Annotated in this window: 16 protein-coding genes; 4 read left to right on the plus strand and 12 right to left on the minus strand. The window is 41.0% G+C overall.

What is annotated here, in order from left to right; all coding sequences use genetic code 11:
• Positions 1–4: 4 nt before the first annotated feature.
• From nuoC to ndhC, 3 genes are all read right to left on the minus strand, one after another.
• Complete coding sequence (gene nuoC / locus CAP51_RS15590) at positions 5–1,789, minus strand: NADH-quinone oxidoreductase subunit C/D (RefSeq protein ID WP_087621689.1); 1,785 nt, start codon at positions 1,787–1,789, stop codon at positions 5–7.
• Positions 1,790–1,878: 89 nt separating this feature from the next.
• Positions 1,879–2,556 carry a NuoB/complex I 20 kDa subunit family protein gene (locus CAP51_RS15595; protein WP_087621690.1) on the minus strand — a complete coding sequence of 226 codons (678 nt, stop codon included), beginning with the start codon at positions 2,554–2,556 and terminating at the stop codon, positions 1,879–1,881.
• Positions 2,557–2,562: 6 nt separating this feature from the next.
• Positions 2,563–3,114: an NADH-quinone oxidoreductase subunit A gene (gene ndhC, locus CAP51_RS15600; protein ID WP_087621691.1), complete on the minus strand. Its 552-nt coding sequence runs from the start codon at positions 3,112–3,114 to the stop codon at positions 2,563–2,565.
• A 324-nt stretch (positions 3,115–3,438) separates the two neighbouring features.
• Here ndhC and CAP51_RS15605 point away from each other — a divergent pair, with 324 nt between their 5' ends.
• Positions 3,439–4,923 (plus strand): GGDEF domain-containing protein, encoded by a 1,485-nt coding sequence (locus CAP51_RS15605; RefSeq protein ID WP_087621692.1) that lies wholly within the window; start codon positions 3,439–3,441, stop codon positions 4,921–4,923.
• A 132-nt stretch (positions 4,924–5,055) separates the two neighbouring features.
• Positions 5,056–5,412 (plus strand): hypothetical protein, encoded by a 357-nt coding sequence (locus tag CAP51_RS15610; RefSeq protein ID WP_245809184.1) that lies wholly within the window; start codon positions 5,056–5,058, stop codon positions 5,410–5,412.
• 37 nt (positions 5,413–5,449) lie between these two features.
• Here CAP51_RS15610 and CAP51_RS15615 read toward each other — a convergent pair whose 3' ends face one another.
• Together CAP51_RS15615 and CAP51_RS15620 are read right to left on the minus strand one after the other, a co-directional pair.
• Positions 5,450–7,117, minus strand: a complete 1,668-nt coding sequence (locus CAP51_RS15615) for an ATP-binding protein (protein ID WP_273338418.1) — start codon at positions 7,115–7,117, stop codon at positions 5,450–5,452.
• Positions 7,118–7,160: 43 nt separating this feature from the next.
• Entirely contained in the window at positions 7,161–7,877 is a 717-nt protein-coding gene (locus CAP51_RS15620) for a response regulator (protein ID WP_087621694.1), read from the minus strand.
• Between the two features lie 512 nt (positions 7,878–8,389).
• On the opposite strand from CAP51_RS15620, the gene CAP51_RS15625 reads away from it, so the two are divergent.
• Entirely contained in the window at positions 8,390–11,221 is a 2,832-nt protein-coding gene (locus CAP51_RS15625) for a ribonucleoside-diphosphate reductase subunit alpha (RefSeq protein WP_087621695.1), read from the plus strand.
• Between the two features lie 322 nt (positions 11,222–11,543).
• Positions 11,544–12,830 carry a ribonucleotide-diphosphate reductase subunit beta gene (locus CAP51_RS15630; protein WP_087621696.1) on the plus strand — a complete coding sequence of 429 codons (1,287 nt, stop codon included), beginning with the start codon at positions 11,544–11,546 and terminating at the stop codon, positions 12,828–12,830.
• 60 nt (positions 12,831–12,890) lie between these two features.
• Here CAP51_RS15630 and CAP51_RS15635 read toward each other — a convergent pair whose 3' ends face one another.
• From CAP51_RS15635 to CAP51_RS15660, 7 genes are all read right to left on the minus strand, one after another.
• Positions 12,891–15,428, minus strand: a complete 2,538-nt coding sequence (locus CAP51_RS15635; protein WP_140404454.1) for a TonB-dependent siderophore receptor — start codon at positions 15,426–15,428, stop codon at positions 12,891–12,893.
• 140 nt (positions 15,429–15,568) lie between these two features.
• Complete coding sequence (locus tag CAP51_RS15640; RefSeq protein ID WP_087621697.1) at positions 15,569–16,561, minus strand: FecR family protein; 993 nt, start codon at positions 16,559–16,561, stop codon at positions 15,569–15,571.
• Positions 16,562–17,074, minus strand: coding sequence for an RNA polymerase sigma factor (locus CAP51_RS15645; protein ID WP_087621698.1), 513 nt, complete (start codon positions 17,072–17,074; stop codon positions 16,562–16,564).
• 201 nt (positions 17,075–17,275) lie between these two features.
• A complete protein-coding gene (locus CAP51_RS15650; protein WP_087621699.1) occupies positions 17,276–19,699 on the minus strand; it encodes a membrane-bound PQQ-dependent dehydrogenase, glucose/quinate/shikimate family in 2,424 nt (807 codons plus the stop codon).
• Between the two features lie 646 nt (positions 19,700–20,345).
• Positions 20,346–21,836 (minus strand): alanine/glycine:cation symporter family protein, encoded by a 1,491-nt coding sequence (locus CAP51_RS15655; RefSeq protein ID WP_087621700.1) that lies wholly within the window; start codon positions 21,834–21,836, stop codon positions 20,346–20,348.
• Between the two features lie 192 nt (positions 21,837–22,028).
• Entirely contained in the window at positions 22,029–22,196 is a 168-nt protein-coding gene (locus CAP51_RS17365) for a hypothetical protein (RefSeq protein WP_171294813.1), read from the minus strand.
• 74 nt (positions 22,197–22,270) lie between these two features.
• The gene (locus CAP51_RS15660) at positions 22,271–23,602 is read right to left on the minus strand and encodes a D-serine ammonia-lyase (protein WP_087621849.1); all 1,332 of its coding nucleotides are present in this window, start codon (positions 23,600–23,602) and stop codon (positions 22,271–22,273) included.
• Between the last annotated feature and the right edge of the window lie 92 nt (positions 23,603–23,694).

Consider the following 23,694-nt stretch of genomic DNA (forward strand, 5'->3'; position numbering starts at 1 on the left):
ACCCCTAGCGATCCACATCTGCCATAACCACGTCAATGGTTGCCAAATAAATGATTAAGTCAGAAACCAAACTACCGTTAATCACTGAAGGAATTTGCTGTAAGTGCGTGAATGTCGGTGTACGGATACGGGTACGATAACTCATGGTTGCCTTATCCGACGTCAGGTAATAGGTACTTGCACCTTTCACCACTTCTGCCATAAATGACGACTCGCCCGCAGGCATAACAGGTCCCCATGACACACTCAGGAAGTGCGTAATCAAGGTTTCAATATCCTGTAAAGTCTTGTCTTTTGGCGGTGGAACAGCCAGTGGATGATCTGCCTTATAAGGACCTGATGGCATATGATCCAGACACTGTTTAACAATCTTCAATGATTCACGAATTTCATGGAAATGCACCATGACACGGGCAAACGCATCGCCTTCATACTCAACAGGGACTTCAAAATCATAATTTTCGTAACCACTGTATGGACGATATTTGCGCACATCAAAATCAATACCCGTAGCACGTAAACCTGTACCTGTTACACCCCATGCCAGTGCAGACTTGGCATCATACTGTGCCACATTCTTGGTACGTCCCTGAAACACGGAGTTTTTCAATGCTGCTTTGTGGTATTCGTCCAGACGTTTTGGCATCCAGTCCAGAATATCCTTGATCAGCTTTTGCCAGTTATTCGGCAAATCATGCGCTGTGCCACCGATACGGAACCAGGCCGGATGCATACGGAAACCAGTAATCGCTTCAATCGCATCATAAATTTTCTGACGGTCGGCAAACATATAAAATACCGGTGTCATACCACCGGTATCTTGAATTGCTGTTCCGATATAAAGCAAGTGGTTATTGATACGGAATAATTCACACAGCATGACACGAATACATTGCGCACGATCCGGCACAGTGATTCCTGCCATTTGCTCAACAGCCATCACATACGGCATGTTTTGTGCAACACCACCGAGATAATCAACACGGTCGGTATATGGAATGAATGAATGCCATGTTTGACGTTCAGCCATTTTTTCCACACCACGATGGTGATAACCGATATCCGGCACACAATCCAGCACTTCTTCGCCATCAAGCTGCAAGATCACACGGAATGCCCCGTGTGCAGAAGGATGGTTTGGCCCAAGGTTCAGGAACATAAAGTCCTCATCCTTATTGCCGCGCTTTAAGCCCCAGTCTTCAGGTACAAAGCGTAAATGTTCCTGTTCAAAATCCTGTTTGGCCTGATTCTGCATATACGGAGTATATTCAGTCGCACGTGCAGAATATTCCTTACGTAGCGGATGACCTTCCCAATAAGTTGGCAACAGAATACGACGTAACATCGGATGACCATCGAACTTGATACCGAACATGTCATACGCTTCACGTTCATACCAGTTGGCATTTGGCCAGATATTGGTGGCAGTCGGAACATTCAAATCATCTTCATTCAGCGCGACTTTGATCCGGATATCGCTATTACGTTCCAGCGACAACAGGTGATAGAACACGGTAAAATCTGATGCAGGCAATCCTTCACGATGTGTACGCAAGCGCTCATCCATTGCAGACAAGTCAAATAGCATCACATAAGGACGTGGAACTGTCCTTAAAAACATCAGAACTTCGAGTATGCGAGAACGCTCAACCCAGACAGTCGGGAAATTATCAAACGTCGTTTGCACGTAGAAGTTTTCACCAAACTTGGTTTTTAACTCTTCTACAATTGCAAATGCTGGACGTGTATCCACTTCCGCTTCTGGCATAGCAATTTCAGTTTCAGCCATTGGCTTGGCTTCCTATTTTTAAAAAAATTCGGTTCGCTAAACTGACAATACTGTGCAGATGCACAGTCATTTTGTTTTTGTCAGCTCTATTACTTAATTTCATCCATTGAACGCAAGTTTTTCACTGCGATACGTTCGGCATTTTTGCGGTCACGTTCAGGCATCATCTTCGGCTTGTAAACAGGCTTGAGATCATCACCAATGACGGCAGATAAAGGACGACGTTCCAACTGAATTTGGTCTTGTAATAGCAACAATGCTTGAATCAATGCTTCAGGACGTGGCGGACAGCCTGGTACATAAACATCGACAGGAATAATTTTATCCACACCCTGTACAACGGAATAGATATCGTACATACCGCCAGAGTTTGCACAGGCACCCATTGAGATTACCCATTTCGGTTCCAGCATCTGTTCATAAAGGCGCTGAATAACCGGAGCCATTTTGATAAAGCAGGTTCCCGCAACAATCATCAGATCTGCCTGACGTGGCGATGCACGAATAACTTCTGCACCAAAACGTGACATATCATGCACGCCTGTCAAAGTCGTTGCATATTCGACATAACAGCAGGAGGTACCAAAGTTAAATGGCCAAACCGAGTTTTTACGTCCCCAGTTGACCGCAGTATGCGCAATGTCTTCCAACTTGGTGAGGAAGACATTTTTATTCACTTCATCTTCAAGCGGGTCATTAACCACTTGACGCTCTTGAAGAGGATATTGATCCGCATTAGGATTCGCACGGGTAAGGGTATATTTCATCCCGTATTACTCCTTACTATTTTTGAGAGATTCAAGCTTAACCTGAGGGTGTTTCACTGCTGATTGTGCAGGAACTTTACCTGTAGGATCTTGAACAAGCTCATCAATGGAATTAAATCGTGTAATCTCAGCAATATCCATATTTGGTGAACCAATTTTCGGCTTAATGCCGGCAGCCTTACGACGATCTGAAGGTGCCCAGTTTAATGCACCGGTACTCATCTCGTAGACCAGACCAATCAATAACACCAAAATAAAAACAGCTGCCGTGGTAAAACCTATCCAACCCACTTCGCGGACAGAGGTAGACCATGCATAAAGATACAGTGCCTCCAAATCGAACACCACGAAGAAAATTGCAACAAGATAGAACTTGGCAGACAAACGAATACGTGCACCACCGGCACTTACTACGCCTGATTCAAACTGGTCCTGTTTTGCACGCCCCCAGGATTTTCCACCCAGTAGCAAAGGCACAGTTAACATAAAGGCACATAAAAATGCGACGCCAATGACAAAAGCTATAGTAGCCCAATCGTAGGGAGTAATGGCACTCATGCGGGGATGACTCCTGGCAGGCCTATTCAATATTTAAGAATCGAGTGTATTTGGCCCCAAAATACACCAAACACATTAATAAAATCTTATTTATTGTACTGATTTTGAGATAAGGTTTCTAGAGATAAGTCTTATACTTTCGCAGCAATTTATTTTTGACCTTATCGCCTTTTTTCAAATAAGATACATTATCAACAAAATTACCTTTTATTTTCTATATTTTTCAATTAATTAAAAGGATTTTACCAATATTTAGTAGTGGATTTTCCGATAAATTATTATTTATCCCGAGTATTTTAGTTTACTTTTGTTTGGTATAATTTTATGCAAATTCCAAACCATTCTGTGATTATGACAACGTTTGTTCGATCTTCTCGAATAATTTCACCATTCACTTTGGTCATGCTACGTTTTGTTGTGATTGCCGTTGCAATTTTTATTGGTGCTTTGATCGGAATCTGGTCACGCCCCTCTTCGTTTCTAGCCTTTTTCTGGCCTGCAAATGCTTTATTGCTAGGCCTTTTATTACGATTTCCCTCCTTACAGCGTGTTGAAAGCATTATTGGGGCAGTTATTGGATTTTTCGCTGCCGACCTGCTTACCGGGAGTAATTTCCCATTAACAGTTGGACTAACATTCGCCAATCTGATCAATGTCGTTACTGCTCTTTTCTTAATGCGTTTTTTTCACTTACATTATAAACAATATAATCATGGACTTACTTTCTTTTATATTTTAATACTGATCACCATAAGTAGTGCGCTCGGTGCTTTTGCAGCAATTTCCATCGTCCCCTACTTACCACAATCCTTTATGAATAGTGCCTATCTATTTTATGAATTTATTTTGTGGTGGACTGGTGAAATGCAGAATATGGTTTTATTTCTACCGTTGATTCTGGCATTTCCCACCTTAAAACAGTTTAAAAATTTCTATTTTTCAATCAATACCAAGATCTTTAAATGGGCCAATATTATCCCCCTTATTCTAGTGGCACTCTCCACACTGCTTGCTGCAATTGTAGATGGTCCGGGGACACTCGCATTTCCCATTGCCGCACTCATCTGGGCAGCTTTACGGTATAACTTTTTTAGTTTAGCACTTATCAATGCCATTATTTGTGTTGCTTTATTCTACAATCTTAACCTTTTACATCCGGATGTACCGATAAATCAATATTTGTCGGTTACTGTGTCCGTCCGTATTGGTCTTTTAATGCTGATGATTTCCTCATTAACGGTATGTCTGGTGAGCACCAACCGGCGCTTTTTGTTTAAGGAACTACTCTTTTTGGTCGAACATGATTCGCTGACCAAGACCATGTCCAGACATCACTTTATGCAATCAGCGCAAAATTTGCTCAATAAATCACAAAATAAATCACATGAACTGGCCTTGCTGATGATCGACATTGATCACTTCAAAAAGATTAATGATCTCTATGGCCATCAAATCGGCGATCTGGCATTACAACATTTTGCCCAGATGACCCAAAGCACATTAAGAGACAGCGATTTATTTGGACGAATTGGCGGTGAGGAATTTGCCATTCTGCTCGATCAAACTTCATCTGCACAAGCCGAATTAATTGCACTGCAACTTCAGGATGCTTTAACCCATCATCCTTTACGTCTTAATGATGAACAACATATTACCATTGAGTTGAGTATTGGCTTATTTCATGTCGAAAACCTAAGTGATATCTATCACCTCGATCATTTGATTCACCGCGCCGACCAGGCACTTTATCAAGCCAAACGTGAAGGGCGTAACCGTATTTGTATTATTCAACAATCAGAAAGCTATTAGCATTTTTTGATACGCAATTTTGCTGATGACAAACGTCTATTAGTTTCAAATAACGTCATTTGAATTTACAAAAAGATGCTTTTTATCTCCTTAAAAATCCTCTACTTTTATAAATAAATTAAAAGGAGAACAATGATGTCTTTAAATTTTACCCATAAGCCCAATTACTTTTTCTTTGCACAAACCTTGGTTAATTTTCTGGTTAATAAAGTTGGAAAAAATCCAGGCGTTGAATTCAACTTTCCGCTTGCAGATATTTATGACGTTTTCCATCAGGATTTTGCAGCAACCACATCAAATCTGGAAGGTATCTTAAATATTGCCGATAATTATCATGTTGGCTCGAATGATCCTGAGCATCTGCTGATCTCATCCTATAAAATTGATGCAGAAGCCAATACCATCTCCTTCAAATTAAATGAAACAGCGGTTCAAGCCTTGCAACAAGGACAAAGCATTATTGCACCGGATGCACATATTTACGAATAATTTTTCAACATGACATTCTTAGAAAAAAGCCCGATTCTTAGATCGGGCTTTCTTTTTTACTACGTCTCGACTTTCTTTTATTCTCTGTAGATCTCATGGCCGGCCAGGTCATCACAAATCTTGCCCCACCGAGCAAAGGACTCTCGTCAACCGTAACTGAACCACCAAACCAGTAGGCAATACGACTCACAATAGACAATCCCAGACCATAACCACCCGAAGCTCGGGTACGACTATCATCTAGGCGGGCAAATGCTTCAAATACTTTTTCACGATCTTTTTCGGGAATACCCGCACCATCATCTTCTACAGCAACAAATGCCATGCCGTTGTTTACGCCACCACTGACACGCACCGTTGAATTACAGTAACGTAAAGCATTACCAACAAAATTCTGGATCACTCGATGCAAATAACGGTACTCGGTTTCAACCATAATGTCTTCTGCCGGCAACTGGCTAGTAATCTTTTTATCTTTTTTAATAACTTCTGTTTCCTGTAACACCTGTTCAAGCACACCTTTTAATGCAAAGGTCTCAATATGCAATGACGGTGTGCCCTGTTCCAGTTTGGCATAAGTCATGATCTCATCAATCAAACTATTTAATGCTTCAATATCCTTATCAATCATCTCCATTTGCTTGATACGGCTATCGTAGTCATCGGTATCTGCCAGCATTTCCATACCAAAACGTACTCTGGCAACCGGCGTACGTAACTCATGCGATACTGCCCGGGTTAACTCACGCTGTGCTTCAATCAATCGCTGGATATGCTCCGTCATCATATTGAAACTCAAGCCCAGATTGGCAACTTCATCACTGCCTTCAACTGTCACTCGGGTATCCAGATTACCGGAACGCACTTCATTCAACGCCTGTTTTACTTTTCCAATCTTATGCTCTAATGGGCGCATCAATGCATATACCCCCAAAATCAGCATAAACAGACTAAATAAGGTAATGCTGGCAAATAATCTAAACGGTAACCAGTTGAATACCGGCACAGGACCAAGCACCAGCACCTTATTCGGCACATTGGTATAGGCAGACACTGCGGTAATCGTTGTGCCCTGCATGGTGGCACTATCACGATAAAGCAGTATCGTTTGTGTTTTATCCATACGCAAACGACTTAACTGATCCATATCCAGATATAGATCAGACAAATTGCGAAAACTCAAAGGATAAGGGAAATAAGGTTGTAATTCTTTTAACCGCTGTTCTTCACTACCCGGATAATAAACCAGATCTTCCAAAATCAGGATCGGAATCATCTTAATCTGAACTTCAGATAGCTTATTGACCTGAATATGTAAATAGGCATCCGGAATCCCTTCAACCCGAGTATAAATATCACCCGTCGCAGTTTTGTCGTTATAACGCACGATGGCATGCTTTGAATCAAGCCGCCGTCTTTCGCTACGTGAAGTATCGAGTTTGGCAGCTGGCACAAGGTCTAATGGTAGCTCCAGTACCCGCGAGACATCCATCATCCAATCTAACTGGCTTTGTGGTGTAGGTTGCCGCGCAATTACTTGCGAAACGACATAAGCCACACCATCTGCCATTTCTTCGCGATAATCTTGTGCCCGTTGATAGTTAATCACCTGCACAATGATATACGCCAACAACGCAACCAGTGCCACCAAACATACCAATCCTGTGTATATTCTCAAGAAAATACTATGTTTCAGAAATGACACTTGTAATCCTTATCATTGGCTAATATCGCTATAACCGTATGTTTTACATATTATTTGATTCTTTTACGAATAAATAACCTTTACTACGTACTGTTTTAATACGTTTTGGATTTTCCGGATCATCACCAATTTTTGGACGAATACGAGAAATTCGTACATCAATCGAACGGTCCTGACCATCATATTCAATGCCACGTAAACGCTCGAAAATATCTTCACGAGATAAAATCCGACCTGCATTGGAAGCCAACAACCATAATAAATCATATTCTGCGCTGGTAAAATCAACCAGTTCACCTGCAAGCGTGACTGAACGTCCACCATTATCAATGACTAAATCATCAAATTCGATACGTTGTGATGTTTCTTCTTCAGTGGTTTTATCAGTACGACGCAGCAAAGCACGAATACGGGCCAGCAAAACACGCGGCTGTACAGGTTTTGCCACATAATCATCGGCACCCATTTCCAGTCCCAATACCTGATCCATATCTTCGGTGCGGGCTGTTAGCATTAAAATAGGATGATGGTATTGTGAGCGTACTTCACGACATACGGTTAAACCATCTGCACCCGGCAACATCACATCCAGAACCACCATATCCGGTTGCTCACTGATAATCCGGCGAATCGCTCTGTTTCCATCTGTTTCAACCCCAACTTCCAGCCCATTACGAATCAGATATTCCTGAGTCAATGTGGCAAGACGCTCGTCATCTTCAACGATCAAGATTTTTGGTAACTTTTCTTCTTGGGTCATAATCCTTCCTCAGTATAAATAAACCTATCTAATTAAAAATTAAAAAGATAAGTCCGTGTCGATGAAATCAATATACACTCGTTTACATTGTAAACAAGCCCCCTTTCACCAAATAAATACACAGCTAGGGCTTTTGTATCTGTTGTGCTGGTTACAAAGTAAAATTATGTAAACAAAGAATTACAGCGTTACATGACACTTACATAAAGGTGCATTTATCGAAAATTTGAATTTGTAAATATTTATATAAATAGAGTTATCCACAAAGTTATCTATAACGTAAAACATAGGCTTACTGTTACCCTATGCAGGGCGCAATCCATACTATTTTTGTCACGCAAAAAATTTTTTTTTGCTAAGTGTCGGAATATAAATCGATTGCCGGAAGGAAAAGAAAAGTTCTGGAATGTCAAGATTGATTCACAGAAAAAAATCCCTTATCTTGTGTCTAATATTTTTATTTAACACAACCTATAGTGTTTTATAAACATCACTTCCACTATAAAAACCAAATGACGAAACGGAGCAGTGCTGTCATGAGCGTACTCAACTCAACACCCGGTGAAATACGTGTAATTAAACGCACAGGGGATGTTGCAGAATTTAATGCAGAAAAAATATCAGTCGCAATCGGTAAAGCATTTTTGGCGGTTGAAGGTGGGCAAAGCCATGACTCGAGTCGTATTCATGATCGCATCTCCGAATTGACTGAAATGGTGCTAAATACATTCAAACGTCGCCTGCCTTCTGGCGGCACCATCCATATTGAAGAAATTCAGGATCAAGTGGAATTGGCACTGATGCGTACTGGCGAACAAAAAGTTGCCCGTGCCTATGTCATTTATCGTGAAAAACGTGCCTTAGAACGCTCTGGGAAAAATGAAAATCATCATCCAACTTTACAAATCACCAGCGCAGACGGCGAATTAAAACCACTGGATCTTGCTGCTTTACGTACGCAAGTGGAAAAAGCCAGTGCTGGTCTGGAAGGTATTGATGTCGATGCCATTATCGATGAAACAGTAAAAAATCTGTATAACGGCGTAAAAGAGTCTGACATCTCGACCACGATGATGATGGCAACCCGTACCCGTATTGAGCATGAACCGAATTACACTTATGTGACTGCCCGTTTATTACGTGATGATCTGGTTCTGGTCGGATTAAACTTCCTTGGACTGGCTTCAGATACACTGGAAAATGATGCACTAGAAGCATTCCTGCAAAAAGGTGTAGAACATGATTTGCTGGATCCGGAATTATTAAATTACGATCTAAAAAAACTGGCAGCAGCAATTCGTCCAGAACGCAGCAATCAGTTTACCTATTTAGGTCTACAAACTTTGTTTGACCGCTATTTCATTCATAAAGACGGTGTGCGTTTTGAATTACCACAACTATTCTTTATGCGTGTTGCAATGGGTCTGGCGATTCAGGAAAAAGACCGTGAAGATCGCGCTATCGAATTCTATAACTTGTTATCCAGTTTCGATTATATGGCGTCTACACCGACCCTGTTTAATGCGGGTACCTTACGTCCACAGTTATCAAGCTGCTATCTAACCACTGTACCTGATGACCTTTATGGCATCTATAGTGCGATTCGTGACAATGCTTTATTGTCCAAATGGGCTGGTGGTCTAGGAAATGACTGGACACCGGTACGTGCCCTAAACTCTTATATCAAAGGTACCAACGGTAAATCGCAAGGTGTTGTACCCTTCCTTAAAGTGGTCAACGATACCGCTGTCGCAGTTAATCAAGGTGGTAAACGTAAAGGTGCGGTTTGTGCCTATCTTGAAACCTGGCATCTGGACATTGAAGAATTCCTAGAATTGCGTAAAAACACAGGTGATGATCGTCGTCGTACCCATGACATGAATACTGCCAATTGGGTTCCTGATCTGTTTATGCAACGGGTACTGGAAAATGGCGAATGGACGTTATTCAGCCCATCTGATGCCCCTGATCTACATGATTTAACTGGTCAGGCATTTGCACAGCGTTATGCATATTACGAAGATTTGGCAGAGAAAAAAGAAATCCTGCATAAAAAAGTACGTGCTCAGGATTTATGGCGCAAAATGCTGTCCATGCTGTTTGAAACTGGTCATCCTTGGATCACATTTAAAGATGTCTGTAACCTGCGTTCGCCACAGCAACATGTAGGCGTGGTGCATTCATCAAATCTATGTACCGAAATCACCCTAAATACCAATCAGGATGAAATTGCGGTATGTAACCTTGGTTCAATCAATCTGGTTCGTCATATTAAAGATGGCGCACTCGATGAAGAGAAATTGCAGCGCACGGTTAAAACCGCAGTTCGTATGCTCGATAACGTAATTGACATCAACTACTATGCCGTTCCACAAGCACGCAATTCGAACCTGAAACATCGTCCAGTTGGTATGGGCATCATGGGCTTTCAGGATGCACTATATGAACTGAATATTGGCTATGGTTCAACCGAGGCAGTAGAATTTGCAGATCGCTCTATGGAAGTAATTAGTTACTATGCGATCCATACTTCTAGTGATTTGGCAGTAGAACGTGGAACGTATGAGAGCTATAAAGGTTCATTATGGGATCAAGGTATTTTACCAATTGACTCACTGGATATTGTGGCGCAAACCCGTCCGGAAGGCATGTTCGATGTTGATCGCAGCCAAACACAAGATTGGGATGCGTTACGTGCCAAAGTACAAAAAGACGGTATGCGCAACTCGAACGTAATGGCGATTGCACCCACTGCAACCATTTCCAATATTTGTGGCGTATCACAATCGATCGAACCGACGTTCCAAAATCTGTATGTAAAATCTAACCTTTCTGGTGAATTTACCGTAATTAACCCTTATCTTGTTCGTGCTTTAAAAGAACGTGGTTTGTGGGATGTGGTGATGGTCAATGACCTGAAACACTACGAAGGTTCTGTACAGAAAATTGCCCGTATTCCGGAAGAATTAAAAACCATTTTTGCTACCGCATTTGAAATCGAGCCACGCTGGATTGTTGATGCTGCTTCACGTCGTCAAAAATGGATTGATCAGGCACAATCCCTGAACCTCTACATTGCTGGTGCTAACGGTAAAAAACTGGACATCACCTATAAAATGGCATGGTTACGTGGCCTGAAAACCACCTATTACCTGCGTGCACTGGGTGCAACCTCTGCGGAAAAATCGACCATCAATACTGGCGCATTAAATGCGGTAAAAGTTGGTGCTGCAAGCGTTGAAGCCCCACAAGCACAAGTTGCTCAGGACGATGGATTTGCACAGGCTGCTCCGGTACCGCAAGCATGCTCTATCGACAATCCGGATTGTGAAGCTTGTCAGTAATAGCTTAAATCAATACATTGCCTGATCACCGTATCAGGCAATGTGAAGTTGCCAGAATATGGCAAATGTATGCTTGGCAAAAAGATTTTTAAAAAGCATACGCTGTAAAAATCAGTCTGGTACTGATGTTTGCCGATAGAACATGACAAACAGCAATGTAATCAAAATAAGTCATGGGGATATCTGAACCATACAGCATTTTTTTTAAACAGATATCGACATCACTTAATTTTGCTTATATCCAATTAAGCTTAAAGTTACGACATCCGAACACCGAAGATGTCATACAGATATTAATAAAGTAACCGAAAGAGAGTATGATATGTCAATCCTAAGCTGGGACGATTTTGACGATGATTCGCAAAAATCTGCGACTAAGACAGCCCAACCTGCGCCCGTCGCACCGCAAAAAGCGCCTGTGCCGCAAGTGGTATCTGATGCACAGCCAACACCGCAGAGCGTGGCTGGTACACAATCCAATCAACCATCTGCTGCTGGAAGAACCACAGATTCAACCGATCCGCTGGTTCGAGCATCTAAATCCCTAGAAACACTTGATATTGCCCCAGGTCTTGAAGAACTGGAAATGGGTGCTGGTCGTGTTCAGGTAGATGATAAAGCCATGATCAACTGCCGCGCCGACCTTAACCAACTTGTCCCATTTAAATATGAATGGGCTTGGCAAAAATATCTGGATGGGTGTGCCAACCACTGGATGCCACAAGAAGTCAACATGAACCATGACATCGCCCTGTGGAAATCTGAAAATGGTTTAACCGAAGATGAGCGTACCATCATCAAACGTTCACTAGGTTTCTTCTCCACTGCCGATTCACTGGTGGCAAATAATCTGGTACTGGCAATTTACCGCCTGATTACCAATCCTGAATGTCGTCAGTACATTTTACGTCAGGCCTTTGAAGAAGCCATCCATACTCATGCTTATCAATATTGTATTGAGTCCTTAAGTATGGATGAAGGTGAAATCTTTAATATGTATCGTGAGATTCCATCTGTCGCACGTAAAGCAGCATGGGGTTTAAAATATACACAATCTTTGGGTGATCCAAATTTCCGTACTGGTACACCAGAAACAGATCAAGACTTGCTACGCAATATGATCGCGTTCTATTGTGTACTTGAAGGGATCTTCTTCTATTGTGGCTTTAGCCAGATCTTGAGTATGGGCCGCCGCAACAAGATGAATGGTGTTGCCGAGCAATTCCAATATATTCTGCGTGATGAATCAATGCATGTGAATTTTGGTATCGATATGATTAACCAAATCAAAATCGAAAATCCAAACTTGTGGACCAAAGAATTCCAAGAAGAAGTGATTCAAATGATCCTTGAAGGCACTTTGCTTGAAATCGAATATGCACGTGACACAATGCCACGTGGTGTATTGGGTATGAATGCCAGCATGATGGAAGAATATCTGAAATTTATCTGTAACCGTCGTTTGGTACAACTTGGTTTACCGGAACAATATCCGGGTGTAAACAATCCATTCCAGTGGATGTCAGAAATGATGGACTTACGCAAAGAGAAAAACTTCTTTGAAACCCGCGTGACTGATTATCAAACTGGTGGGGCATTGAGCTGGTAAGTTATTAAAAAACATAGAGATGCCGACGATATAGTCGGCATTTTTTTATATCTCGCCATATTAAAACCTATAGTTTAACGTCGCAACAATATTACGAGGTATTCCATAGGTTGTACCAGCACTTCCATACCCCAAACCAATATAATAAGTTTTATCAAATAGATTATTAATATTCAACTGTACATTAACATTGGGATTAACCTGATAGGAACCGTTTAATGATAACAAGGTATAACCACCTTGTTTAATCAGTTCATTATCGGTGGCTTGTGTTACAGTTTGTGCATAAACACTACCACCTATACGCCATTTTTCCCATTGTGCCGGTAACCGATAACTGGTTGAAAGTTTAAATTGTTGGCGGGGCAAACTTGGATTGAAAATTGTACCAATTATATTTGTATCAACATCTTTGGTATATTTGGTTTTTACATAAGTATAACCCGCAGTCAGTTGCCAATGATCTGTCAATGCGCCACTAATTTCTGTTTCAAAGCCTTTACTTTCAACCTCACCAGAAGCACGTTTACAATAACCATAGGCACTGCCCGGACATGGATTGAGGCTAGATAAATCATCGACTGCACGATTTTGCTGTTCTATTAAAAAAGTTGCCAAACTTGTATTTAATCGACCATCAAAATATTCGCCTTTTAATCCCAATTCATAATTTGTACCGGTAATTGGCTTAAGTTGATTTCCATTAAGATCAATATCACTTTGTGGTTCAAAAATTTCTGTCCAGCTGGCATAGAGTGAATGCTGTGGATTTAAATCAAAAACCACACCAGCATAAGGCGTTATTTCACCTTTTTCATCGTAACTCCTATTGGCGATTAAGTTGTCACTTTCATACCAGTTAAAGCGTGAACCCAAAATAAATTTTAAGCTATCGCTCACAGATAGACGCGTTGCAGCATATAAACCGGTTTGTTTGGTTTTAGTCTTAATATTCCATCGGGTCATATCAATATCAGGTCTGCTAATACTTGAGGAATCCCAATGATAAGGATTTACAACCGGTGCATTTGTAGTCCAGCTATCCGCAGACCAGCCACCCCAGTTCTTATTATACCGCTCCCGAGAGTTTGCACCCAGAATCAATTCATGTGTCTTGTTAAATAAAGTATAGTCGCCATTTAAAGTCAGTTCATAACTGTCTGCTTTATTATCTAATTTATAGTGTTGGGTGCTTTGATAAAATGGGCTGCCATCAACTGGATTGTTGGAATACAAGCTGCCACTGCCGGTTTGAGTTGAGAATAAAATATCCTGTTCAGGTCGCTTCCAGTTACCTGCAAATTTTAGTTTCCAGTCATTGGCGAAAGTATAAGTCAGATCGGAAAAGATGGTTAAATCTTCCTGTTTCCAGAAGTCAAAATCATTGGATAAATTGGTTTTCCGGCTAATATTAAAAAAACTGCCATCAACATGGTTTGGAAGATTTTGCGTTCCACCATTATTGTCCACTTTACGATAATGGATTCCAAGTGTACCCATTAAGTTTGCGGCAATATCCGCTTCAATTATTCCATAGAGCTGATAATTTCGTGCATCGGCATTATCATAAAATTGTTCGCTATCCTGTGCAGCAATTACTGTTCTGGCACGAATAGTTTTATCTGTATTTAATGCACCACCAACATCTACACTGGCACGATAGTTATTCCAACTTCCTGCACTTAAGGACACTGCACCCTGTGTTTCCGTTGTTGGACGTTTACGTACCAGATTAATGGTGGCAGAAGGTGTACCCGAACCTGTTGTTAATCCCGTTGCGCCACGAACTACTTCGACATGATCATAAATATCCAGAGAGTCATTGTCTGCATTAAAAGTGCCATTGGCACCTGTATCCAATGTTAAGCCATCGACATTGATATTGGAAATGGCAAAACCACGGGCACTAAAACTACCCGACTCACCTTGGTAATATCCTTTTTGCATCACCAAACCAGTAACGTTCTGTACCGCATCATCTAAAGTGGTTAAACCTAAATCGTCAATTTGTGAACGGGTTAGAATACTCACTGATTGGGGCGTTTCTTTTATGGATAAATTCAGTTTGGTTGCGGTCTGCATTTTACCTGTCGTATAAGAACCTGTCCCTTCTGTTGTATTCTGATCAGCGTTGACAGTAATAACTGGAAGTTGTGCCACCTCGCTCTTTGCAGTCCCTACCCGACTACTTATTGTTCTCGCATTCACATCAATCGGATTTAACTGCCCCATATCACGCACTTGCGTTTTTGCTTTTTCAACAATTACATAACCAGTGCTATTTTTTTGTACTTGGAAATTGGTATCTTGCAAAATTCTGGCAAATCCATCGGCAATGGAATAGTTTCCATTTAGCCCTTCACTGCGAATAGTTGCCAGTTGTTTCGCATCCATCGCAATTGCAACACCAGACTGTGCTGCAAACTGGTTTAATACCAGATTAAGCGAATTTGCTGGAATTTTATAATTGTTGGTTTGTACTGTATCAGCGGCGATTGAACTCTGGCTAGAAAACACCAAACCAGTCGTTATCGCTAGATGGATCGAAAGAACTAAAGGTTTTACCAATGTTTGTTTTAAATATGGATGCTTTTTCATCGCATTGCCCCGTAAAAAGTAAAATCCCAATACTGTGTATTGACCTGTTTATTCATATATAGGTCGGATGAGAATCCAAACTGCGCAATCAAAATGAAAAATATTTTTATTTTAAATCTAACTATTTATATTTTATGAATTTATTTTTTCGAGATAATGGTACGCCCCAATACATCTTGCGTTACAGTAATCGCCAGACTCTGTTGTAATAGGTCTAGGCCACTGCCATCAAGTGGCAACATCGCCGTTACTTCAATGTCATTTAATGCCTGTGCATCATATTTAAAATGTCGATCATCATAGCTCTGTAAAATTGCCAAAACCTGATCCAATGGCATCAGATCAATGGCAAGCATATGTTTTTGCCATGCAGTTTCTGCCATTTCAATTGATATATCACGCACGGCATGAATACCCTGTGCATCAATAATTACCTGTTGCCCTGCTTGTACCTGTCGTCGTTGCAGTTGTCCATCGGCTAGGGTTGCAGTCACTTCTGTCGTGGAATGCAACATGGTCAAAATCGTTGCATGATCATGATGCTGAACAATAAACCGTGTCCCTAAAGCTCGAATTTTGGAAAAACGGGTTTGAATCATAAATGGTCGTGTACTATCTTTCGCTACATCTACCAGAATATTACCATCCAGCAATTCAATTAACCGCTGCTGTTGATTATATTTAATATTATATGCAGTCTGTCCACTGATCCGAATCTCAGACTGATCTGGTAAAACCTGTTCATTCCAGCTCATATAATCATTGCGTTGATCGGCAAACCAGTGCTGGGTAAATGATACATACCAGAACGAGCCAAGCAAACATACCAGAAAAATAATCGACAATAATTTATAAGGTTTAAAGACCTCATCTTCTCTGGTTTGCCGGACTGCCTGCTCAACAATTTGATGCGAAAGTGCCTGTTGTCTAAGCGGATTAAATTGCTGAAAAGTGGCCTGCATTTGCTGTACCATTTCGGCATGCTTGGGATTCTGTTGCTGCCAATGCTGAAAATCCTTACGATCCTGTTCAGTGCATTCGGCACTGTCCATTTTTAATAACCATTCAGCCACCTGCTCCATCAATTCTGTATCTGATGAAGTGCTCGAATGCTGCTGGTTGGAATGCTGCATTTAATGCTGTTGCATCCATTGATGGCAATAGACCATCGCCTTTACCAGATCAAGTTGTACTGTACGTCTGGAAACCTTTAATTGTTCTGCAATTTTTTCCTGTGGTAATCCTTCCAGATAATACAATAACAAACATAATCTTTGCCGTTGCGGCAGATCACCGACTGCAAGTGTCATACGATGCAATAATTCAAGCACCATCACTGTTTGCTCAGGTGAAACTTGTAATTCCTGCTCATTTTGTTGTAAGTATTCCAGATACTTTTTTTCGACAATCTGATGTCGAGCCTGATCAATCACAATACAACGTGCGGTAGTTGCAAGATAGGCCCGTGGTTCCTTGATTAAATGTGCAGTTTTGGCAATAAATAGTTTAAAAAAAGTATCCTGTACAATATCTTCGAGATTTGCTTTATTTTTTAATTGACGACTTAACCACTGACTCAGCCAGTGGTAATTTTCTGTATAAATTTTGGAAAAACTTTCACTTATCGGATCAGATGAAAAGTGCATCGCAGTACCAAATCAAGTTTAAAATGAATATAAATAAGCTATATTACATATAACTGATAATGATTTCTATTACTAACTATAAATTTTAAATCAAATCCAATGATTTTTTAATTTTTCAATAAAAAAAAATTTCTTACATCTTGGCAATAAAAAATCCTTCCTACCGAAGTAGAAAGGATTCTAAGCATTTATATAGACTGATTATTTTTTATCAGGCAATGCATAGGCAATGACGTAATCACCACGATTGGCATTGGTACCGGTACGTGTTGCACCGCCCACAACCGCAACGACATATTGCTTGCCATCTTGACCGATATAACTCATTGGTGCGCCTTGTCCACCTACAGGCAGACGACCACGCCATAGTTCTTTACCAGTGTCATTATCAAATGCACGAATATAGTAATCCAGTGAGCCATGGAAGAATGTCAGACCACCTTTGGTGACCAAAGGACCACCCATGGTTGGCATACCAATCGGCATATACACACCTGGCACGATTCCGTGTACAGGCGCATCCTGAATGGAACCAACTGGAACCTGCCATTTGGTTTTACCTGTAGTCAAATCAATTGCAGTCATGGAACCAAAAGGTGGTTTAAAGCAAGGAACACCCAGTGGAGAAACAAACATTGAACGTACTACACCCCATGGCGTACCATATTGCACAGAATATTCACCTTCGGTACTTGGTTTTAAACCAGTACGTTCGGCCACTTCCTGTTTAATAAATTGTCCCCATTGTGCCATACGAATATCATTGACAATCAAGGTGCCTGTAGAAGCATCAATTGCGCCACCACCCCAGTTAAAGCCACCGTAATAACCCGGATAAATCAGAGTACGTTTTTTATCTGAAAGCGGTGTGAATTCCCCTTCCCAACGCATTTGTTTAAACTCAATACGGCAGATCAACTGATCAAAGATTGTACCACCCCACATATCCTTTTCTTTAAAGGGTTCAGTTCCCACAGAAAGCGCAGAATGTGGCTGTGTAGGCGCAACTTGCATGCCCGGCATGGCATCAGTTGATACTTTGCGTTGTTCAACTGGGAATACAGGTTGACCATCACGACGATCAAGTACAAAAATTTGACCACGTTTTGTCAACTGGATAATCACAGGAATGGTTTTACCGTCTTTCGGTAAATCATACAAAATTGGTTGTGATGACACATCGTAATCGAACTGGTCAATATTGGCGGTACGGAAGTGCCAGCGCTCTTTCCCTGTTTTTAAATCCACAGCAACAATGGAATCATTATATTCATCAGAATATGGATGACGATTGCCAGTCCAGAAGTCAGGTGTTTGGTTACCTGTTGGAAAATATGCCAATCCCAGTTTAGGATCATAGGCAGCAGTTCCCCAGAAATTTGGTGTTTCAGGTGCATAGTCTTGGCCTTTTGGCAAAGGTGTACTGTCTTTTGCACCACGTGAAGCATCCCAAGCCCAAAGCAATTGACCTGTGACGACATCATAACCACGAACAACCCCAGAAGGTTCGCCCACGGTCAGGTTATCATTTATACGGCCACCGACCATGATCACACCATCCGCAACCAATGGTGCTGACGTAACATTATATGTACCTTGATCACTGGTTTTAGGTGTTGGTGTCAAACCTTCGGTAAGATCAACATAACCGCCATTACCAAAACCTTCACACAATTTACCTGTTTCGGCATCCAGCGCCAGTAAACGAGCATCAATGGTGGTTTCGATAATACGTTTTTGACATGTGGTTGCAACTGCCTGCGTAGTCGCAGGAGATGCTGGCGTTTCTGTATTAGCAGCAGGTTGAAGTTTGGCTAAATCCGCATAGCCAACACCACGACAACGCTTCCAGCCTTTGGTACTTTCAGTAATTTTGGCTTGCGGATCAAAACGCCATTTTTCCTGACCTGTGACTGGATCCAGTGCAATAACCTTGTTTAAAGGTGTACACAGATACATGGTATTGTCTATCTTAAGCGGTGTTACCTGATATTCTGCACCATCTACTGCCAGATCACCGGTACGATAAGTCCAGGCCACTTTTAGGTCTTTGACATTATCCCTATTGATTTGGGTAAACTGGGCAAAACGATTACCAAGCGTATCACGTCCCCAAGCCGGCCAATCGTTGCCATCAACCTGACCCGCATCCGGCTTAATCTCTACCGCTTGCGTTCCATCTGATTCAACCAATGGATGTACTTTAAACATTCCAGCAATGAAGGCAACAAAGCCCAGAGTTAAAATTGCGCCCAAGCCAAATGCAGGCATTTTAGCCAACGCAGTATTGCCTTTATTATTTAATAATAAAGGTGCAGCAAAACTTGCCACAGCCGCAATAACAAGGAAAGTAATCACACGTGGTACAAGTTGCCAGAAGTCGAAACCGACTTCAAATAATGCCCACGCAATATCGACGATTAAAAGAGCCAGAGCCCACCATAATGCAAAAGCACGTAATTTAAAAAAGCCTAGACCAATCACGATCATCGCAACACCTGCGATAAAATAGAACCATGATCCGCCCAGACTAATTAAATAAATGCCGCCTGCACCTAGACACAAACCTAAAATCGCCAGAATAATTCCGGCGATCTTAAGCAATGTAATAAACGCTGTACGCATATTTATTGTCCATCTTAAAACGGGTGATATAAAATTTTTGACATTTTATCTATGGCTGCAACAGGAAAAATATACTTTGCAAAATCTTTTCATTACAAGTTTTCCGATAACACCAGAGATAAAGAGTTGAACTTAATTCTGCTATCCACATAAGAAGCAGTTTGGTGAACGCATCTCACCATGCTATACACTCCACATAAAGCACATAACTTTTCCTGTTATGTCACTAGACAACCGCTTTATGTTTGTTTCGAAGTGATTGTTTAAATCCTAAGGACAAAATATAATAAGACAAAAGCTCATTTCCCTGTTTCATCCTTAGCGTTGAGTATTTTTAGTTTTGATAACAATGTATGGATGCAATTGCTAATAAAACTTATTACCAAATAACAATACTCTCAATCCGACTACTATTGTGCACCAAAATTTAACAAAGTGTGACATTAATTTATAAGATCTTCAATTTTTAACTAAAATAAAAACAGTTTGAACCGTATTGGCGCCAAAATTAATCACATCATCAATAAAATAAATAGTAGCTATCTCTCCATAAAAGTAAGCTAAGAGGTTGTAAAGTAAATAAAAGGCATTAAAAAAGACCAAGCCCTTTGCTCTACAAAGGGCTGGACAAACAATGAAAACTCAATCAGTCTGCATTCGGTTTAATTTCACCCGATTTCACTTTTGCCAAGAAGCCATTGACTTCTTTTTTTACAATCGGCAATAGGAAATACAGACCAAGCACGTTAAAGAACGCAAGGACAAATACCAACGCATCTGCCAAATCGATAACTGAACCTAGGCTCATGGTTGCTGCAAGAATACTGACAGCACAGAACACAAACTTATAGGCTGTTGCACCACGATTACCAAACAAATATTGCCAGCCTTTTAGACCATAATAAGACCAAGTCAACATGGTGGTAAAAGCAAACAACACAATGGAAATGGTGAGGACAATATCAAAACCAGGTAATACAGAATTAAATGCATGTGTAGTAATTAATACACCTGAATATTCTTTTAACAAATAAGAACCTGTCACCACGACCACCAATGCCGTAATCGTATTGAGAATCACCGTATCAAAAAATGGTTCAAGTAGGGCAACCAAACCTTCTGTCGCAGGCTCTTTTGTTTTTACTGCAGCATGGGCAATCGGTGCAGAACCAAAGCCGGCTTCATTGGAAAACGATGCACGCTTTAACCCTTGCATTAATGCACCAATAAAACCACCAAAAGCAGCATCAGGGGTAAATGCACTACTAATGATCAGGGCAAATGCGCCAGGAATTGCAGAGAAATGCTTAGCAAGAATAATAAATGCAGCACCCATATACACAAATACCATCAATGGCACCAGAAAACTGGCAACTTTAGCAATACTTTTAATCCCACCAATAATGACGATACCACAAGCAACACCAAAGAATAATCCTAACCAGACTGCACCACTTTCCATTTTAAACTGATGCATAATTTGACTGGTTGCCTGATTGACCTGAAACAGATTACCAATACCAAAAGCACTCACTGCCAAAATAATCGCTGCCACTACACCCATGATTTTACCAAAGCGGGGAAATCCTCGTTCAGTGAGTCCTGCTTTGAGATAGTACATCGGCCCACCAGATACATTGCCTTGGGCATCAATATGACGGTATTTCACACCTAAAGTACATTCGGTAAATTTGGTTGCCATACCAAAAAAACCCATCATGACCATCCAGAATGCAGCCCCCGGTCCACCAAGTGCAATCGCAATCGCAACCCCGGCAATGTTTCCGAGACCAAGTGTTCCTGAAAGCGCAGCACTTAAGGCCTGAAAATGGCTGACTTCACCAGGATGTGCCTTGTCACTGAATTTGCCACGCAAGATTTGTGTGGCAAGTTTAAATTCCCGAATTTGAATAAAACCAAAATAAAATGTACAGACAACCGAAGCAATACCAAGCCAGGCGACAATCCAGATAATGTCAGTTCCCGGGATATTGGCAAATACAACCTTACTGATTGCATTGGCAGTGGGTTCAACAGCATCAGCAATGATTTGATCAATTGATCTTGGGGTAGCGTCTGATGCAAAGCTAAACGTCGAAACAAACATAAAAAATAATGCTGTAAATATTTTTTGCATTGTGGTCACCCTTAAATATTTAGTGGATACACCTGATTTGCGTATCATCATCTATTTAGCATTTGCAGAAATCGTCTACCATCAGCAAGTTTCAAAAATCAGCTGATTACATAGATAATTTCTACATTTATGAAATTTTACTTAGCAATAGATGCACTAAGTCCAAAAACTTATAAACTCAGAAATGTTGGTTTATAAAATACCTCGTCCATCGAATGCAAGAATCGAACCTACTCTTAACTCATTGATTAATTTATTCAATGATGAAGCAAATTCCATGTTTAATTGTGCATGCTTAATACTGACTCGATGCAGTTGCACAAGTTCAACATCAATCATGCTTTTAAGGTGTATTGTCATATGCTGGGGATCAGTATATTTGATGATATGGTAGTGAAATACCGATCTATCCTTCCTTAAGATTAGAGATCGATTCAATCCTTCAAATACACCTCTTCACCATACTTTTGAAACTTTTGCATTTCTTCAGAGGGAACTAAAGAACCTCCTGTACTCCAGATAATATGGGTTGCCTGACTGGTCGCGATGTTGTGATCGGTCAAATAACGTTGTCCTTCATCGGTTTGTGTTAATAATACCGACCCATGTAAACTCGCCGCAGCAGATGGCTCAAGTTCAATATTTTCCGTTGCTTTGATCATATGCAGGTTTTTATATAAAGTGTTATCAGAAACGGTAAATACACCAGAGAGTAAGGATTGCATGATCGGACTGACCAAATAGGAAGCCTGACCAACCGCCAATCCATCTGCTTCGGTACGATTATCCAAACCAATGTCATATACCGAAACTGATGTATCTTGGCCAGAAGCCAACTGAACCAGCATACACGGAGATGCTACTGGCTCTGCAAAGAAACAATGCACATGTTCACCAAAAATTGCTTTAAGGCCATAGGTGATCCCGCCGGGTGCACCGCCGACACCACAGGGAATGTATACAAATAACGGATGTTCTTTATCAACAATACGATGCTGTGCTTTCAGTTGTGCTGCAAGATGTTCCGCAGCAGCAGCATAGCCTAGAAAAAGTAAAATCGACTGTTCATCGTCAACAAAATGACATTTCGGATTACTCAGAGCTTCTTTACGACCGGCTTCTACCGCTTCCACATAATCACCGCTATGCTCAATGACTTTTACACCTCGACGACGTAAGCGCTCTTTTTTCCATTCTTTGGCATCTACAGACATATGCACAATGGTAGAAAAGCCTAAGGCTGCTGCCATGATGCCAATACTTAGTCCAAGATTACCGGTACTGCCTACAGCAACTGAATATTGAGAAAATAGTGCCTTGGCTTGATCTGATGCCAATGTGACTAAGTTTTCATTTTCTGCAATCAGGTGATTTTCAATTGCAATTTTTTCTGCAACTGCAATCACCTCATGAAAGCCACCTCTAGCCTTGACTGAACCTGCAATCGGCAAGGCATGATCTGATTTTAGAAACCATTTCTGGTCGTGCTGTGTATGATATGTAGGATCCAAATGTTGCTGTAATTGAGCTAACTCAACCAACTCAGATTCAATCACACCCTGTGTCTGTTCAAGTTCAGGGAAAAGACGCATCAGCAAGTCTCTGCTTCTTAACAATCTGTTTTGCGCTACTTCGATATCCTCTATTTGAAGCGTATCAGGATAGCTTAGGGTTGCACCCAATTTTGCATTAATCCAAAATGTCGGTGTTTTGGCGCATAACTTGCTTAACAGTTCGTCCGGAAAACCAATAGAATCCAAATCCATCATATGATCTCTTTGCTCATAAAATTATCTACGCTAAAAATATGAAACAATTGGATTGTGATGAAAAATGATATTTACTTTAGGTGCTATTA

The organism is Acinetobacter populi, from assembly GCF_002174125.1.
Classification (GTDB): Bacteria; Pseudomonadota; Gammaproteobacteria; order Pseudomonadales; family Moraxellaceae; genus Acinetobacter; species Acinetobacter populi.

Coding starts and splice junctions, on each gene's coding strand:
- CAP51_RS15640 (WP_087621697.1), bottom strand. CDS start 16,561: ATGCAGCATTCCAACCAGCAGCATTCGAGCACTTCATCAGATACAGAA.
- CAP51_RS15635 (WP_140404454.1), bottom strand. CDS start 15,428: ATGAAAAAGCATCCATATTTAAAACAAACATTGGTAAAACCTTTAGTT.
- CAP51_RS15610 (WP_245809184.1), top strand. CDS start 5,056: ATGATGTCTTTAAATTTTACCCATAAGCCCAATTACTTTTTCTTTGCA.
- CAP51_RS15620 (WP_087621694.1), bottom strand. CDS start 7,877: ATGACCCAAGAAGAAAAGTTACCAAAAATCTTGATCGTTGAAGATGAC.
- CAP51_RS15655 (WP_087621700.1), bottom strand. CDS start 21,836: ATGCAAAAAATATTTACAGCATTATTTTTTATGTTTGTTTCGACGTTT.
- CAP51_RS15650 (WP_087621699.1), bottom strand. CDS start 19,699: ATGCGTACAGCGTTTATTACATTGCTTAAGATCGCCGGAATTATTCTG.
- CAP51_RS15605 (WP_087621692.1), top strand. CDS start 3,439: ATGCAAATTCCAAACCATTCTGTGATTATGACAACGTTTGTTCGATCT.
- nuoC (WP_087621689.1), bottom strand. CDS start 1,789: ATGGCTGAAACTGAAATTGCTATGCCAGAAGCGGAAGTGGATACACGT.
- ndhC (WP_087621691.1), bottom strand. CDS start 3,114: ATGAGTGCCATTACTCCCTACGATTGGGCTACTATAGCTTTTGTCATT.
- CAP51_RS15660 (WP_087621849.1), bottom strand. CDS start 23,602: ATGGATTTGGATTCTATTGGTTTTCCGGACGAACTGTTAAGCAAGTTA.
- CAP51_RS15625 (WP_087621695.1), top strand. CDS start 8,390: ATGACGAAACGGAGCAGTGCTGTCATGAGCGTACTCAACTCAACACCC.
- CAP51_RS17365 (WP_171294813.1), bottom strand. CDS start 22,196: ATGACAATACACCTTAAAAGCATGATTGATGTTGAACTTGTGCAACTG.
- CAP51_RS15645 (WP_087621698.1), bottom strand. CDS start 17,074: ATGCACTTTTCATCTGATCCGATAAGTGAAAGTTTTTCCAAAATTTAT.
- CAP51_RS15630 (WP_087621696.1), top strand. CDS start 11,544: ATGTCAATCCTAAGCTGGGACGATTTTGACGATGATTCGCAAAAATCT.
- CAP51_RS15595 (WP_087621690.1), bottom strand. CDS start 2,556: ATGAAATATACCCTTACCCGTGCGAATCCTAATGCGGATCAATATCCT.